Annotated in this window: 13 protein-coding genes; 1 reads left to right on the top strand and 12 read right to left on the bottom strand. The window is 55.4% G+C overall.

The genetic code is table 11. From position 1 onward, the window contains the following. Positions 1–6 precede the first annotated feature (6 nt). On the bottom strand, positions 7–3141 hold the full coding sequence (locus tag ACL02P_RS04815) for an alpha-mannosidase (protein ID WP_412836885.1): 3135 nt from the start codon (positions 3139–3141) through the stop codon (positions 7–9). Positions 3142–3284: 143 nt separating this feature from the next. Between ACL02P_RS04815 and ACL02P_RS04810 the strand changes: the two genes are divergently transcribed. Then, positions 3285–4244 (top strand): helix-turn-helix transcriptional regulator, encoded by a 960-nt coding sequence (locus tag ACL02P_RS04810; RefSeq protein WP_009227006.1) that lies wholly within the window; start codon positions 3285–3287, stop codon positions 4242–4244. A 1074-nt stretch (positions 4245–5318) separates the two neighbouring features. Here ACL02P_RS04810 and ACL02P_RS04805 read toward each other — a convergent pair. The 11 genes from ACL02P_RS04805 to aroC form a co-directional block, all read right to left on the bottom strand. Further along, entirely contained in the window at positions 5319–6413 is a 1095-nt protein-coding gene (locus ACL02P_RS04805; protein WP_009225897.1) for a prephenate dehydrogenase, read from the bottom strand. A gap of 35 nt (positions 6414–6448) precedes the next feature. Beyond that, a complete protein-coding gene (gene hisC / locus ACL02P_RS04800; RefSeq protein ID WP_009225896.1) occupies positions 6449–7546 on the bottom strand; it encodes a histidinol-phosphate transaminase in 1098 nt (365 codons plus the stop codon). A 47-nt stretch (positions 7547–7593) separates the two neighbouring features. Beyond that, positions 7594–8415, bottom strand: coding sequence for a tryptophan synthase subunit alpha (gene trpA, locus ACL02P_RS04795; RefSeq protein ID WP_009225895.1), 822 nt, complete (start codon positions 8413–8415; stop codon positions 7594–7596). Beyond that, positions 8412–9611 (bottom strand): tryptophan synthase subunit beta, encoded by a 1200-nt coding sequence (trpB, locus tag ACL02P_RS04790; protein ID WP_036645846.1) that lies wholly within the window; start codon positions 9609–9611, stop codon positions 8412–8414. Before trpB ends, trpA begins: the two co-directional genes overlap by 4 nt. Then, complete coding sequence (locus tag ACL02P_RS04785; protein WP_036645815.1) at positions 9611–10276, bottom strand: phosphoribosylanthranilate isomerase; 666 nt, start codon at positions 10274–10276, stop codon at positions 9611–9613. Before ACL02P_RS04785 ends, trpB begins: the two co-directional genes overlap by 1 nt. Then, positions 10269–11108, bottom strand: coding sequence for an indole-3-glycerol phosphate synthase TrpC (gene trpC, locus ACL02P_RS04780; protein WP_009225892.1), 840 nt, complete (start codon positions 11106–11108; stop codon positions 10269–10271). The genes ACL02P_RS04785 and trpC overlap by 8 nt, the downstream gene beginning before the upstream one ends. Then, positions 11098–12138: an anthranilate phosphoribosyltransferase gene (gene trpD / locus ACL02P_RS04775; RefSeq protein WP_412836884.1), complete on the bottom strand. Its 1041-nt coding sequence runs from the start codon at positions 12136–12138 to the stop codon at positions 11098–11100. Before trpD ends, trpC begins: the two co-directional genes overlap by 11 nt. Before the next feature lie 18 nt (positions 12139–12156). Then, a complete protein-coding gene (trpE, locus tag ACL02P_RS04770) occupies positions 12157–13719 on the bottom strand; it encodes an anthranilate synthase component I (RefSeq protein ID WP_412836883.1) in 1563 nt (520 codons plus the stop codon). A 394-nt stretch (positions 13720–14113) separates the two neighbouring features. Beyond that, positions 14114–14488, bottom strand: coding sequence for a chorismate mutase (aroH, locus tag ACL02P_RS04765; protein WP_009225889.1), 375 nt, complete (start codon positions 14486–14488; stop codon positions 14114–14116). Further along, complete coding sequence (gene aroB / locus ACL02P_RS04760) at positions 14481–15584, bottom strand: 3-dehydroquinate synthase (RefSeq protein ID WP_009225888.1); 1104 nt, start codon at positions 15582–15584, stop codon at positions 14481–14483. The genes aroH and aroB overlap by 8 nt, the downstream gene beginning before the upstream one ends. Beyond that, on the bottom strand, positions 15584–16753 hold the full coding sequence (gene aroC, locus ACL02P_RS04755) for a chorismate synthase (RefSeq protein WP_009225887.1): 1170 nt from the start codon (positions 16751–16753) through the stop codon (positions 15584–15586). The genes aroB and aroC overlap by 1 nt, the downstream gene beginning before the upstream one ends. Between the last annotated feature and the right edge of the window lie 75 nt (positions 16754–16828).

The following is a 16828-nucleotide window of genomic DNA, read 5'->3' as shown; positions in this document are numbered from 1 at the left end:
CCATCTTTATTTCAACTGAAGACGAATCGTCTTGATTTCATAAGGCGTCACTGTCAGCTCAATCGTATCTGCGGAGGACAGCTCTCCGGCCGGACGTTCCATCAGGTCGGTTTCCTGCCAGGACGCCACGGGCACTCCGACGTGTAACCGGACGCGGCCCCGGCCGCCCTTATATTCATGGAAACGGACGATCACGCTATCGTCGTCTTCCGCTTTTTTCACCGCATCGATGACGACATCCGCACTGCCGCTCGTTTGGAGCAAGGAAAACGACGGAGTATGAGCCGTACCTGGCGTAGCGTATACCGGTTGATTCAGGAGCGCTGCCGCCTGCACGGTACCGCCTTCGGACCAATCCCCCTCATGCGGATACAGCGCATACGTAAATTCATGCTCGCCGCGATCCGCCTGCGGGTCTGGGTACGTTGCCGATTTCAGCAGCGACAGGCGTATCACATGATCCTTAATGTCATGCCCGTACTTGCAATCATTCAGCAGACTAACCCCATAGCCGCGCTCCGACAAATCCACCCATTGATGCCCGACCGTTTCGAAGCGGGCGAAATCCCACGACGTGTTCCAATGCGTTGGGCGCTTCACGTTGCCATACTGAATGTCGTAAGTCGCTTCCGTCGCCCGAATGTCCACTGGAAAAGCAACCTTCAGCAGCTGCTGACGTTCCTGCCAATCCACCCAAGTCCGGAAATCGATCCGCCGGTTATCGGCATACAGAATCATCTGCTGGCGAATCGTCGAGCTCATGTACGTCCAGGTAAATGTGACGACAGCCCGCAGCGTACCGGTAACGACCTTGCATTCTTGGAGTTGCTCAACCTCGCGCTGCTTCTCCTGATAGAACACATCGATGTCCCAAGCCTCAAACATTTTGGGCTTATCCTCAAACACCTGCAGCACGTTGCCCCGTTCGCCGGAAGCCAGCACTTCACGGCCAGCGACGCGGTCGAAGATGGAGATCAGCTGCCCGCGGTCGTTCCACTCAATGTTATAAATCGGAGTTTCGATCCCGTTTGGCCGCGCTTTAAACGGTTCGCTTGTCACCGCGTTATTTGCTTGCCCGTCCTTCTTACGTTGGATCGTTACAAAGCCAAGCGGCGGCACGTTCTCCACGCGTACCCACACGGTCGTCCCGTCGAATTCGGATTGCAGCTCTTGCCCATCCGCTTGAATCCACTGTGTTCCCGTGTCTGTGTCTTGACCTTCCAAGGCAACCAGTCCGGTAAACGGCCAAGAGGACGGATTCCACACGGTATACGTATCCCCCGCATCGCTCGTCAAGGCTTGAATGGCCTGCTCCCGGCACGACTCCAGCAGCGATTCAGCTTGGGCATACTCCTCCTTGGAATCGCGGTATACCTCTGGAATGGACGAGCCCGGGATGATGTCATGGAACTGGTTGCGCAGGATCGTTTTCCAGCTTTCGTCCAGCTTGGCCTTCGGATAGGCCTCCCAGTTTCCGCAGCCCGCAAGCAACGCCTGCAAGCTAAGCAGCCATTCGGCGTCCCGGGACAGCAGCTCCAGCTTCCGGTTCATTTTTTTATTGTACGCCTGGCTGGTATAGGTTCCCCGGTGGTACTCCAGGTACAACTCGCCGTCCCACGTATGGACGTAACGATCCGCTGCTTCCACTGTCTCATGCAGCTTCGCAAAAAAATCGTCCGCCCTTCCGGTCGTCACACGCGGCAGACCCGGCATCTCGTCGAGGCGCCGACGCAGCTCCAAGTGCTCGCGGTTTACGCCGCCGCCGCCATCGCCGTATCCGTAAGAGAGCAAGAGCTTCTTGTTCACTTCTTTATCGCGGTAGGCCTCCCAGATGCCTTGCACGCTGGACGCCTCGATCTGCCCGTTGTAGGTGTACCACCAGAAATTTCCGTCCTGCGGCGTGGTGATGAAGTGGGTCAGCACCTCACTGCCGTCGATGCCGCGCCACCAAAACGTATCATGCGGCATGCGGTTGTACTGGTTCCAGCTGATTTTTGTTGTCATGAACGTGTGAATACCCGACTTGCGTAAAATCTGCGGCAAGGCCCAGCTGTAGCCAAAGACGTCCGGCAGCCACAGATAGGTGCATTCCTGGCCAAATTCCTCGCGCAAAAACCGCGTCCCATACAGCAGCTGCCGCACCAGCGATTCCCCGCTCGTCAAATTGCAGTCCGCCTCCAGCCACATGCCGCCGGCCGCTTCCCAGCGTCCTTCTTTGACCCGTTCCTTGATCTGTTCATAGAGCTCCGGGTAATCCTGCTTCAGATATTCGTATAGCTGCGGCTGCGTTTGCAGGAACACGTATTCCGGGAACATCTCCATCAGTCGCAGTACGGTGCTGAAGCTGCGGGCTGCTTTTTCCCGTGTATGCTTCAGCCGCCACAACCAGGCGACATCGATATGCGTATGCCCGATGCATTGCACCGTCACCGGCGACGTTTTCTTCATTCCCGCCACCGCCTGGGTTAATTGCTCCTCCGCTTCCGTCAGCGACGCATAAAACGCCTCCGATCCCGGATAGGACCAATCGATTCGCAGGAAAGCGCGATCCAGCGCCGTCAACAAATCCGTCCGCTCTGGCGCGTTCGCCGGCAATACCTCCACCGTCTGCATGACCGCACGGGCCGTATAGTACAAACGGTCCACCGTTCCGTCCAGCCACGCGATCTCCGCCCGCTTGATCCGGTGCTCCTGTACCTGCGGTTTCCCGCCGCCCTCCAGACCGGACCATAAGCGGAACTGCAGCTTCACCTTCGTACCGGAAGCCTCGTCCGGGAAAAATACCTCCTGGTGATTCATATCCACGCCTTGGAACGGTTCGCCGTTAACATACAGAAGTGATTCAAACCCGGAGTTGTTTCCGCCTCCCGTTTTGCCGAAGTCAAACACGCCAACGATCTTGCGCCCTTTCCATTCGGCCGGAAGCTCGACGTCCGTCTCCAGCCATAAATAAAGATCGCGGCCTTCCCAGCGTTCTCCTGTCTGCATTGTGGACCACGGCCCCTCCTTGGGCGGTCTGGCGCCGATGCGCCCTTCCTCATCCACTTGAGCGCGAAACGCCTCGATCGGCCGGGCATCGCGGTATCGATACCCCTCCAGCTCGCGAATCCGTGCGTTTAATTTCTCCTCCGTCCAGAACATCGTATCGGGTACCTCCCCTGAATATGAGTTAGCCTTCCCCCTCATTTTCCGGTTCTCCCCCGGCGAAGTAAATTACTTATCCTCATCAATTTTTGTCCTATTATGATATGATGGAGTCAAATCGAACAAAGGAGCAGCAGCTCATGGATTTGAAAAAATGGCGTAACGAACTGGTGCCTGCACTGAACAAAATCTGTGGTGAAATCGCGGTTGGCGATGCGGTGGTGGACTGGGTCGATATCGTGATAGAACAAACCGGGGGTTCAGGCAAATGCCCTCCCCACGCCCACACTTGGTATGAATTCAACTATGTCTTGTCCGGCCGTATGCAAACACGATTTATCGACCAGGACGTGATGGTGTATGCGGACGAATTTTTTTTGATCCCTCCGGGGATGACCCATGCGCACGACTACTCTCGGGAAGATCCCCATGAGGGCATTTGTTTGCGGTGGCGGTTTCGGCCAATTCCAGGCGCGGCAGAGGAAGAGACTGCGACAGAAGCAGCGGACGATTTAGCGGAAAATAGCGCAGCAAAGCCGGCGAACGACAGCTTTCTCCTGCGGCTGAATCGGTTGAAGGATTGGCCTCCGGGGGCCTACCGGGACGATTACGGCATTCGGTCGCTGCTCATTCAGCTGTTTGCCGAGGCTGAACATGGGCGGTCGCCTTTTTATCTCAGGCTGCTGCTCGTACAACTGCTGGAGGTCTTGTCCGGCGTGACCGCCGCACATGAGACCGGCGCATCAGCTTCGGAGCCTGCGCAAGCCCGGGACGCCTTGCTTCGTAAGGTGGAGGTGTACCTGGAGGATTTTCGCGGGGAGCGTCTGAATGTGGAAGCACTAGCCGCATCGCTGCATATGAGCTACGGCCATCTGTCCCGCGTATATAAGCAAAAAACCGGCCGAACCCTGATCGAGGAGATGAACCGGATCCGGCTGGCCAAAGCCTGCGAACTGTTGCAGCAGCCTTCCCTGCTGATCAAAGAAGTCGCCGAACAAGCCGGTTTCCCTGACATTTACTACTTCAGCAAAGCGTTTAAGAAGAAATACGGCGTCAGCCCACTCACCTATCGCAAGCAGCATTTCAACCGGTCGGGCTAACTCCAGCGTGTTAAGCGTGTTAAAAAATGTGCCAAGGAAGCTACGGATAACATGACCATGATGAAGTAACTGATGCTGAAAACGTGTGCGTGTGCTATCGTCCGCCGTGTTGGTCCGAAAGATGTATAGTGTGAGTTCCATAGACCGCGGTATGAAGTTTGTTGTCTGGCGTTAGTTTTGTGAGGCGGTGAGAAATAGTTGATGATAATCTGGACCTGAGGCGCGTGCGAGGTACCAGTGCTGTTGTTGAGTAACTTGTCTTAGGTCGCGGTAGAAGTAACCGGGGATGGTGGGGAAGTAACTTCTCTTGGATGCGGATAGTGTGACTTATGGGTGTCGATTATAGTTAAGGGGTACGGATATGGGGGCAGCAGGAGAAACTAATCAAACCGTTACCGTAGTTCGCTTGCCGTGTACCGTAGTTAGCATGCATGGGGATCGGTTGCAATGTATTCGATTTTTCGCATACATTTTGCCGCGAACGCCCAAAAATCCGAAATGTATTCGAAATTTCATACAGAATCGCGCCTTCCACCCTCCTGATGCCCCAATAAACACGAAATTTCATATATATTTCGGCTGAAACCAGCAGAACGAGCGAATTGTATTCGATTTTTCGAGTAGATTGCTCACCAGCTGACGCAAAAAAAGACCGCTTCCGAAGAAGCGGTCCTTGCTCACTTGGGAGCAAGAAGTTATTGGATAGGAGTGGAGAGAAACCATACTGTACTTTTATTATATGTATACGTTTTCATTCTGTCAACATCTTTTTTTAGCGCTTACATTACGATCACGACGGGCTGCTAACGGAACGTATGGACCTTATTTGTCCATTTCCCGGCGATTTCCCGTTGTAACGGACCCCAGAGACCTTATTCGCCAGTCACGCCTGCGAATTCGCAGCGATTAAGCCAAATAAGGTCTCCTCGTTCCGTTAGAATTGGAAAAGGCCCACATCCACGCAAATAACGTCCCTAGGTTCCGTTAAATCCCCGTCAGCGGCCAAAGCAACAAAAGGCCCGGCTGAATTTAAAATTCAACACCGAGCCAAGCCTTTCCCCTAACAAAAGCCAACTACACGTACACAACATACCCCAGCGATTGGAGGTGAGCTTTCGCCCGCTCCATCTCCCCTTCCTGGCGGAAAGAGAGGCGCAGTACGCCCGGAACGTCCTCGCGGCTTTCGATAATCTGCATGTTGCTCAAGTTAATATGGCGCAGACCAAGTTCGGTTGCGATTTGCCCGATAATCCCCGGTGTGTCGGGTACGTCGATATAAATATCGAACAACGAGGTGATCGCCCCTTTGCGCCGCTCCGGCAGCTCGCTGCGGAACTGGTTGGCCTTTTGGAATTCGGCCTCGATCCCTTCCCCGTTCTGTGCCTCCAATAAAGTGATAAAGCCTTCGATCTCGCGGTTCCAGTCCTTCAACAAATGAAGCAGCACGTCCCGGTTACTAAGCAGGATATCCCGCCAAATCACCGGGTCGCTTGAAGCGATCCGCGTGATGTCGCGGAAACCACCTGCCGCCAGCATCCGGTATAACCCGTTGCCATCGTTGTAATTACGCACCTGATTCACCAAGGCAACCGCGATAATATGCGGAAGATGGCTGATCGCCCCAACGATTTCATCATGCAGAACTGGGTCCACACGCACAATTTGCGCTTTGGTGTACGCCAGCAGCTGCTCCAGGCGTTGATAGGCCTCCTCCGGCACATCAGGAGACGGCGTCAGCACATAGTAGGCGTTCTCGAACAAGAGCGTCGAAGCCGCCTCCACGCCGGAACGCTCCGAGCCGGCCATCGGATGGCCGCCGATGAAATGCACGCCCGGACGGGCGATTTTGGCCGCACAAGCGGCGACCGACGCCTTGGTGCTGCCAACGTCGGTTACAATGCAGCCCGGCTTCAGCGGCAGCTCGGTCAGCTTCCGCAGGTAATCTTCCAGCAACCCGACCGGCACGCACAAAAAAATAAAGTCGGCATCCGCCGCCGCCTCTTCCATGGACAGAGTCGCGGCGTCAACGACACCGCGCTCCTCAATGCGTTTCAAGGATTCCGGGCGATGGGCGTGGCCAACGACCGTAATTCCCGGCTTGCCTTTGAAGCACAACGCCAGCGATCCGCCGATCAAGCCCACGCCAAAAATGGCAATTTTCGTTGTCATCGTATCTCACTCATTTTCTGCGAATAAATTGGGGATTAGACCCGAGTTGCCGATTTGCCAAGCACCTGCTCCAAGGCAGATATAAATTTAGCGTTCTGTTCCGCCGATCCGACGGTCACCCGCACGGAAGTTGGATATTTATGGAATCCTCCGCGCACGATAATCCCCAGCTGCAATAACGACTGAAACATTTCACCCGCCGGACGCTGAACATCCACCATGATAAAATTGCCATGCGCCGGGAAATACTTCAGGCCCAGCCGGTCGAATTCCTTATACAAATAGGCGATTCCCTCGCGGTTTTTAGCCCGGCAGTCAGCCACAAATTCCTGATCGGCCAAAGCCGCTTTTGCCGCCGCTTGCCCGATCCGCGAAGTATTAAACGGCTCACGAACCTGATTGATCAGTTTAATGACCGCCGGTTGCCCCACGCCATAACCGATCCGCAGCGCAGCGAGACCGTAAATTTTAGAGAAAGTACGAAGCACAACTAGATTTGGGTACTGGTTCAGCAAAGCGATCCCGTTCGTGTAATCCGAATCAGTCACATATTCGGCATAAGCTTCATCCAAAACGACCAGCACGTGCCCCGGAACCCGGTCCAGAAAAGCAACCAACTCCGCATGAGGCACGATCGTTCCGGTTGGATTGTTCGGATTGCAAATCCAAACCACTTTCGTTTTGTCTCCGATGCGTTCAAGCATTCCCTCCAAATCGTGGGTACCTTCCTTCAGCGGCACCTCGATGCTGACTGCACCTTCGATGTCGGCGTTGCTTTTATACACACTAAACGTCTGGTCTGCCATCACCGTCTCGTCCCCCGGCAGGAAGAAAGCGCGGGCAATCAGAGCGATGATCTCATCCGAACCGCAGCCGAAAATAATGTGCTCCTTCCCAACGCCAAGCTGGCTGGCCAACGCCTCGGTCAATTCTGCGGCACTGCCGTCAGGATACAAGCTTAAGTTCGCCAGCTCCTGTTCAATGGCGGCGCGGACGCGCGGCGAGCAACCAAACGGATTTTCGTTGGAAGCCAGCTTAATGACATCCTCGAGCCCAAGCTCTTTCTTCACTTCTTCAATCGGTTTTCCCGGCTGATATACCGGCAAATTGACGATCTGGGGTTTCGGCAACATGTATAGGTTCCTCCTCAAATGACTTTGTGATGGTTTAGCCAAAAAAACTATAATCTCAATTTTGCCACAAAGTCGCGAATTTGCAACAACCCTTGGTCCCTAGTCGAAGCCTGGGACAAGAGCGGCAAGTTTTCCTCGATTTTACGCACGATGGCGCTGCCCACGACCGCTCCGTCACAGATCGCAGCAAACCGCTCGACCTGTTCCCGGCTAGATATTCCGAAGCCGACGGCAACGGGCAAATCCGTTTGCGCTTTAACCGAGGCGATAAATTCGTCGACGCTGGCATGGAACGAAGTCCGTTCTCCGGTTACGCCCAGCGAAGAGACGCAATATACGAATCCGCGGGCACGCTCCAAGATCCGTGCAATCCGGCCGCTGGAGGTAGGCGCGACGAGCGGGATCAGCCTTACGCCGGCGGCATCCGCCAACTTCAGGACCTCCTCCGCTTCTTCATACGGCAAATCCGGAATGATTAAGCCGCTGATCCCCGCCTTCTGCAGCTCAGCCAACAAGCGCTCTGTCCCCATTTGCAACACGGGATTGTAATAAGTAAACAAGACAAATGGCATACGGATGCCGCGTTCCCGGGCTTTGGATGCCGTCTCGATACAGGAAGCCACCGTGATTCCGTGGACAAGGGCACGTTCCGACGCCCGCTGAATCACCGGGCCATCCGCCAAGGGATCGGAATAAGGTACACCCAGCTCCACCACATCGGCACCGGCTTCCTCCAGAACGGCCAAAATGTCGAGCGTCGTCTCCGGGTCCGGGTCACCGACGGTCACGAACGGAATCAGCGCGGTTTGTCCCGCTGCTTTTAGCTTCGCAAACGTGTCGTCCAGCAATTGACCTGCCTGTTGACTCATATCGTCTCCCCGCCTTCCGTATACGCCATAATCGACTCCACGTCCTTATCCCCGCGGCCGGACAAGCAAATGACGATGATTTCGTCCCGGCTCATTGCCGGAGCCATTTTCACAACTTGGGCCACCGCATGCGCCGACTCCAGCGCCGGAATGATCCCTTCGGTCCGGCTTAGCAGCTGAAGGGCATCCAGAGCCTCACGGTCCGTGATTGGATAATACTTCGCACGTTCGATATCCTTCAGATACGAATGCTCTGGGCCAATGCCCGGATAATCGAGACCGGCCGAGATCGAGTGGGCTGGCAGAACTTGGCCGTAAGCGTCCTGAAGCAGATAACTCATCGAGCCTTGGAAGACGCCTTTGGTGCCTTTGGTCATCGTGGCGGCATGGAACTCGGTGTCAATCCCTTTACCTGCGGCCTCTACCCCGACCAAGCGAACGCCCTGATCCTCGATAAACGGATAAAACATCCCAATCGCATTGCTGCCGCCGCCAACCGCAGCGACGAGCATATCCGGCAATCGGCCTTCCGCCACTAAAATCTGCTTCCGCGTTTCATCGCCGATAATCCGCTGGAAGTTCCGCACCATCATCGGATAAGGATGCGGCCCGGTGGCCGATCCGAGAATATAGAAAGTATCATGCACATTGCTCACCCAATAGCGCAGCGCTTCGTTGCAAGCATCCTTTAACGTGCGTGTACCGGACATAACCGGAACAACTTCAGCACCCAGCAGCTTCATCCGAAACACGTTAAGCTGCTGCCGCTTCGTGTCCTCTTCACCCATGAATACCTTGCATTCAAGACCTAGCAAGGCCGCTACCGTAGCCGTAGCCACGCCGTGTTGGCCTGCGCCGGTTTCGGCGATCACTTTCTGCTTGCCCATCCGCTTCGCCAGAATCCCCTGCCCGATCGCGTTGTTGATTTTATGGGCGCCAGTATGGTTTAAATCCTCGCGCTTCAGATAAATTTTCGCCCCGCCCAGGTGCTCCGTCAGGCGTTCCGCGTAATAAAGCGGCGTCTCCCGTCCGGAATACTGCTTCAGCAGATAAGCGATCTCCGCTTGAAACTCGGGATCATCTTTAAATTTCAAATAGGACTCTTCCAGTTCGATCAAAGCGTTCATCAGCGTCTCCGGCACGTAGCGGCCGCCAAAAGGACCAAACCGTCCATGCTCATCCGGTACCTGCTTCATCATCCCTTCACCCTCTCTACGAATGCAGTTATTTTCGCGATATCCTTCACGTCGTCGGTTTCCACGCCGCTTGAGACGTCTACGCCATCCGGCTGCAGCGTCTCAATTAACGTCCTAACGTTGCCGGGATGCAAGCCGCCGGCCGCAAAGAACGGGATTCCTCGCTCCTTGGCCCATTGACGAAAAGGCTCTGCAGCAGCCCAATCAAATGCAACGCCAGAGCCCCCGCCGTACTTCGGATCGTACGTGTCGAGCAACAGCCCGTCCAGCACGCCGTCATACTCCGCCAAGGTCGCGCCGGCATGGACCGATCCGTCCGTTTTGACCGAAAATGCCTTGAAAAGCTCGACGCCATAAGCGTCCTTCACCTTCCGGCAAAAATCCGGGCTTTCCGTCCCGTGGAGCTGCAGGATGTCCAGCGGCGCCTGCCGCAAAACCTCGTCCAGCTCCTCCAAGGTCGGATTGACGAACACCCCAACGCTCTGCGGAACTGCCCCTGTGCTCCACGTTTGAAGCACAGGAAGCAGCTCCGCTGCACGGCTTCCGCTGATTTGGCGCTTGCTTCGGGCAAACACGAATCCAACATAATCTACGGGTAAGTTCACCATAGATTTTAGCACTTCAACGCTTTGAAGTCCACAAATTTTTACGGCCACTTCACCCATTTGACGTCGTCCCTTCGGCATCCAATTCGCGGGAATCCGTTTGAAGTAACGGTCCCATTAAGTCAACCACGGCGTCCCCCACATTTTCTCGCCGCATAAACGTTTCTCCGATCAGCACGCCTTGTGCGCCGGTCTGTTGAAGGTATTTTACATCCTGCCGGGTTTGAATCCCGCTCTCGCTGATCAGCGTCGCACTGGATGGCACCAGCTCCGCCAACGCGGCCGTCGTCTCCAGGGACACTTCAAACGTCCGCAGGTTCCGGTTGTTGATGCCGATCAGCTTCGCCGCTGGAAGCATCAGGACCCGCTCCAGCTCCTCGCGATCATGCACTTCGATAAGCGCATCCAGTCCCAGCGCCGTGGCGATCGACAGGTAGTCGCGAAGCTGTGCATCGCTCAGGATTGCGGCGATCAGCAGTACAGCGTCAGCGCCAAGCAGCCGGGCTTCGTAAATCTGCCGCTCGTCAATCACAAAATCCTTGCGCAGCAGCGGCACATTTACGGCCTCGCGAATTGCGCTCAAATAGGCGCCGCTGCCCTGAAAATACGTTTCATCCGTCAGCACGGAGATGCAATCGGTTCCCGCCGCTTCATAAGCCGCTGCCAGCTGCACCGGATGGAAATCCGGGCGAATCAGCCCTTTGGAGGGGGACGCCTTTTTCACCTCGGCGATTAACCCCATATCCCGCTTCCGGCCGGTTGTAAGTGCCGCGTGGAACCCCCGCGTGGGCTCCATCGCCGCAATGCGGCGCTCCGCATCCGCAAGGGAGAAGCTTTCTGCCAAACGTGCGACTTCTGTTTTTTTCGTCTCTACAATTCGATCAAGATACATAACTTAATTCCCCCGTTGTCTGAATCAGCTGTTGCAGCTTGGCATAGGCCTTCCCGGAATCGATCGCATCCGCAGCGATCGTAACTCCGTCCCGGATCGTGTCCGCCAAACCAGCCACATATACGCAAGCGCCTGCGTTGGCCAGTACGACGTCACGGTGAGCGCCGCGCTCCCCTTGCAGCACGCGCCGGACGATCTCCGCATTCGTCTCGGGATCGCCGCCGATCATCGCTTCCAGCGGGTACGTGCGAAGTCCCAGATCTTCCGGCAGCAGTTCGTAGGTTGTGATCTCCCCGTTTTTCAACTCGGATACCCGTGTCGGCGACGAAATACTGATTTCATCCAGACCTTCCTGGCTGCTGACAACCAGCGCCCGTTTGGAACCAAGCTCACGCAGCACTTCTGCTATGGTTGACGTTTTGCTGCCGTCATAAATGCCCAGCACCTGGCGGTCCGCTCCTGCCGGATTCGTTAATGGCCCCAGCATATTGAAGACCGTCCGAATCCCCAACTCTTTGCGAGGGGCTGCCGCGTGCTTCATCGATGGATGATACAGCTGTGAAAACATAAAGCAGATGCCGATATCATCCAGACAGCGTTTCGCTTGACCGGCGTCCAGTTGAATATTCACGCCCAGCGCTTCGAGAACATCGGCACTTCCCGAACGACCGGATGCCGACCGATTGCCGTGTTTAGCCACCCGCACTGACACCGAGGCTGCCACGATCGCCGCCGTCGTGGACACGTTGATTTTGTGGATGCCGGATCCGCCTGTTCCGCACGTATCCAGCAGCTTTTGCGTTTCCGTATGAATTCGGCTGGAGGCGCCGCGCATCGCCTCGGCGAAGCCGGTGATCTCCTCGACAGTCTCTCCCTTGATTCGCAGCGCGGTCAACAGGCTGCCGATTTGAGCTGGCGTTGATTCGCCGTTCATGATCGCCTGCATCACACCACGCGCTTCTTCCCGCGACAAATGCCGTCCTTCAATCAAGCGGCTAATGCCCGCCTGAACGGTTTGCTGTCCTGTCATCTCGATTCGCTCCTCTCTTTAGTTCCCCGGGGTATATTCGTAAAGGTAATCCTGATTAATCACACCGTCATTTCGGGTGGCTGGCGGAAACATCTGCTCCGCTGTACGGATCGCCGTCAGCAAAGCCTTCGCCTTGTTCACCGACTCCTGATATTCGTTCTCCGGTATGGAATCCCATACGATGCCTCCGCCGGCCTGCACGTATGCTTTCCCTTGCTTGAACACGATCGTGCGGATCGTAATACAAGAATCCATGTTCCCTGAGAATCCAAGGTACCCAATGGCCCCGGCATAAGTGCCGCGTGCCTCGCGCTCCAGCTCCGCAATAATCTCCATCGCCCGCAGCTTTGGCGCCCCGGAGACGGTCCCGGCTGGCAAACAAGACAGGAATGCATCGAAGAAGTCCTTATCCTCCCGCAGCTTGCCAGACACCTTGGATACCATGTGCATAACGTGGGAATACCGTTCGATCTCCATATACGAGTCGCAGGTTACGCTGCCGAACTCGGATACCCGGCCTAAATCGTTGCGTCCAAGGTCGACCAGCATCAGATGTTCCGCCCGTTCTTTTTCATCCTGCAGCAGCTCCGCTTCCAACGCTAAATCGGCTTCTTCCGTCGCCCCCCGCGGTCTCGTGCCGGCGATCGGACGCGTTTCCACTCGGCCGTTCTCTACCTTGACCAAAGCCTCCGGCGACGTCCCAACGATAATCTCCTCGTCCAGCTTGAGGTAATACATGTACGGCGACGGATTTAACGTCCGCAGGACGCGGTAGACGTGAAGCGGATCAACTTCTGTTTCGATATGGAACCGCTGTGACAGCACCACTTGAAAAATATCGCCTGCGCGGATATATTCCTTCGCTTTTTCAACGTTCGCGATGAACTGCTCCTTCGTCAGGTTGGATTTGACGTCCCCAAGATCCGTCACGGCCGGCATCGGCCGGCGGTTAAAGCTTTCGCCCGGCCCCTCCTGCTGCAGCAGATCGGCCGCCAAATCCAGCTTCAGCTCCGCTTCCGCATAAGCCCGGCGAATATCTTCGTCGCGATCGTCTGGCTTCACGTGTACGTTGGCCACCAGCAGGATCCGCTGCTTCACGTGGTCGAACACGATCACTTGATCGCAGAACATAAACTGCATATCATTCAGGTTCAGGTCATCGACCTGATGCGCCGGCAGCTTCTCATAGTACTGCAGCAGATCATATCCAAAGAAACCAATCGCTCCACCCGTAAACGGCGGCATTTCCGGAAGCTTCGGACTGCGATAGCCCCGCAGGATCGCCTTCAACTCATCGACGGGACGGGACGAGCGCAAATGCTCTGTACCGCCTTCCCGTTGAATCGTGATCTCGCCCTTCTTCGCGGAAATCGTCAAGAACGGGGCGGTGCCGATGAAAGAATACCGCGCCCACTGACTGCCACCTTCCACGCTCTCCAGCAAAAATGCCTGCTCCCGCTGAGCAATACGACGGAAGATCCGGATTGGGGTTTCCATGTCGGCGAGCAACGTTCGGGCAATCGGGATCAGATTATATTCGTTTGCTAAAGCAATGACCTGTTCTACATTCGGGGTTGCCATGTCTCTCACTTCCTTTTCGAATTGGTTTCAGAGCCAAATAAAAAAACCTCTACCGAAGTAGAGGTTGTAGGATTTGCGGTTTATGGGAAAGCACAGCTCCTAAAGACGGTCTTGCCGTCATTCTCCCACAATCAAGAAAACGACGAAGTACGCACAAGGAACAGGCTATTCACTCAGCTAAACTCAGCTCATCTCAACTGATCTCTACTCAGCTCTAAAAAATGTGTTTACTCTAAACTCTTCTAACTTAGAACTTACTCTCAACTAACTTACTCAACTAACTTGCACTCATCTAAAATCTAAATTAACTATACCCTAACCGCGGCCCGTTTGGCAACCCAAACCTGCAGCTTGATTTGCCAATCCTAAAAATAGCTTCGCTCGCTTGCTGCCCTCAGGAATTGGTGGAGCTGAGGTCCGGACGGAGGCTGCGGGCTTCGTTCAAATACACGTGCTTCATATCCCGCTGCCCTTTGGTGGTGTTCACCTGAATCAGCAGCCGGATACACTTCGGCAAAGCGCCTTGAACCGGGATTTCCGTGGAGCACATCAGAGGAACCATATCCCACCCGTTTAATACGCGAATGGCACGAGCCGGGAAAGTCGCCGTCAAGTCCGGCGTGACCGTAATCCAAACGCTGCAAATATCCTCAGGCTCGATTTCGTTGCGAGCGACAATCTCTTTTAACAACTCGGCTGTCGCGTCCAGAATTTCCTGTTCGTCGTTGCGGGATACCGTCGTTGCTCCGCGAATACCTCTGTTATACATGTTGTCCCTCCTCTTTGAGTTCAGCAATCACCTGGCGGACTTCGTCCAATGTCACGTCTGAGACAATTTCCACCTTGCCGATCTCTACAGGCAAAATAAACACCATCGTCTGTTCCTTAAACTTCTTGTCGTGCATCATCGCACCAATCAAATCCTGCTCGTTCAAATGTGCCGGCATGGCCGTTGGCAAACCGAAGCCGCTCAGCAGGGACACCGTGTACTCGTATATATGCGGATCCCGGCCCCGGTTCACTGCCAGCTTCGCCGCTGCGGCCATCCCAATCGAGATCGCTTCCCCGTGCAAAAATTCACCATACCCGCCGATCGCCTCGATGGCATGACCCAGCGTATGCCCCAGGTTGAGAATCGCACGAAGCCCATTCTCCTTCTCATCCACAGAGACAACCTGGGCTTTCACGGAGCACCCCTGGGTTAATCCGTATCCCAGCGCTTCCGGATCCAGCACCAGCAAATCCGCCGTGTGCTCGCGGCACCAGTCCGCAAATGCCGCATCCCAGATCAGGCCATGCTTGACCATTTCCGACAAGCCCGCCCGGACGTCGCGCGGCGGCAGGGTTTGCAGGCTGTCCACGTCATACAGCACCATTTCCGGCTGATGAAAAGCGCCGATCATATTTTTGGCCAGCCGATGGTTGACGGCCACCTTGCCTCCGACACTGCTGTCGTGAGCCAGGATCGTGGTAGGCATTTGCACAAACGCTACGCCTCGCATATACGTTGCCGCCACGAAGCCAGCCAAATCGCCGACGACGCCGCCGCCCAGCGCAACGACCACAGAACGGCGGTCCAAACCGCCTTCAATCGCCGTAGTCATGACATCCTCATAAACCTCCAGCGATTTGGATTTTTCACCGGCCTTCACGACTTTGCTGACCGTACGATAGCCTTTGGCCTGCAGCGAGGCTTCGACAACCGGCAGATACTTCGGCGCGACATGGTCATCGGTAACGATTAAGACAGGGCTCTTCGCCGACAGCTTATGCTGCTCGAAGAAATCCCCGGCCTTTCCCAGCAAGCCGCCGCCGATATAAATCGGATAAGAACGTTCGCCCAAATCGACCTGCAGCGTTCGCATCAATATTCCTCCAGTTGAGCCAAATATCCCTTATAATTACGCTCGATCTCCCCGATCGAATCGCCGCCGAATTTCTCCAGGAACGCTTTGGCCACTTCCCAAGCGACCACGTTCTCGAGCACAACGCTCGCGGCTGGCACTGCACAAGCATCAGAGCGCTCCACCTGAGCAGCAAACGCCTCGCGGGTGTCGATGTCGACGCTTTGCAGCGGTTTGTATAACGTCGGGATCGGCTTCATTACGCCGCGAACGACGATTGGCATGCCGTTGGTCATCCCGCCCTCGAAGCCGCCGAGCCGGTTGGTCGCCCGGTAATAGCCGCGCTCCTCGCTGTACAAAATTTCGTCATGAACCTTGGAGCCTGGCAGCTTCCCGGCTTCAAAACCGATGCCGATTTCCACGCCCTTAAACGCGTTAATCGACATTACCGCTTGCGCGATACGGCCGTCCAGCTTGCGGTCATACTGCACATGGCTTCCCAGTCCGACCGGAACGCCTTCAACGATACATTCGACGATGCCGCCGATGGAGTCGCCTTCCTCCTTGATTTTATCGATGTAGGCTTCCATCTTCTTCTCCGTCTCAAGGTCGGCAACCCGCACCGAAGAAGCTTCGGTGACTCGAGCCAACTCGTCCAGCGGCAGGTTATGCGGCGGTGCTTCAATTTCGCCGATGCGAATGACATGCCCGGCGATCCGGATGCCAAAGCGCCCCAGGAGCTGCTTGGCCACCGCACCAACCGCCACGCGAACAGCGGTTTCGCGTGCGCTCGAACGCTCTAGCACGTTCCGCAGGTCTTTATGGTTATATTTCAAGCCTCCGTTTAAATCGGCATGCCCTGGACGGGGACGATGTACTCTGCGTTTCTCCTCATCCGTGCCTTCGATCGGCTCGATGTTCATGATTTTCTGCCAATGCTTCCAGTCGTTATTCTCCACAACCAGTGCCACCGGCGCTCCTGTTGTATACCCGTGCCGGACTCCCCCGACGATCTTCGCGGTATCTTTCTCGATCTGCATCCGACGGCCGCGGCCATACCCTTTCTGACGACGGGCCAACTCAAAATTCAACGCTTCAAAATCCAGCTGCAAATGGCTGGGCAAGCCTTCAATAATCGCAGTCAACTGGGGTCCATGCGTCTCCCCGGCTGTTAAGTATCGCAAACTCATGATGCTGCGTTCCCCCTTTAAACTGTTAAACTGTAAAGAACTAAAACCCGATGATATCTTTGCTCATTATAATAT

This window comes from Paenibacillus sp. MB22_1, from assembly GCF_047200555.1.
Taxonomy (GTDB): Bacteria; Bacillota; Bacilli; order Paenibacillales; family Paenibacillaceae; genus Fontibacillus; species Fontibacillus phoenicis.
This window is presented reverse-complemented; position numbering and strand designations above follow the sequence as displayed.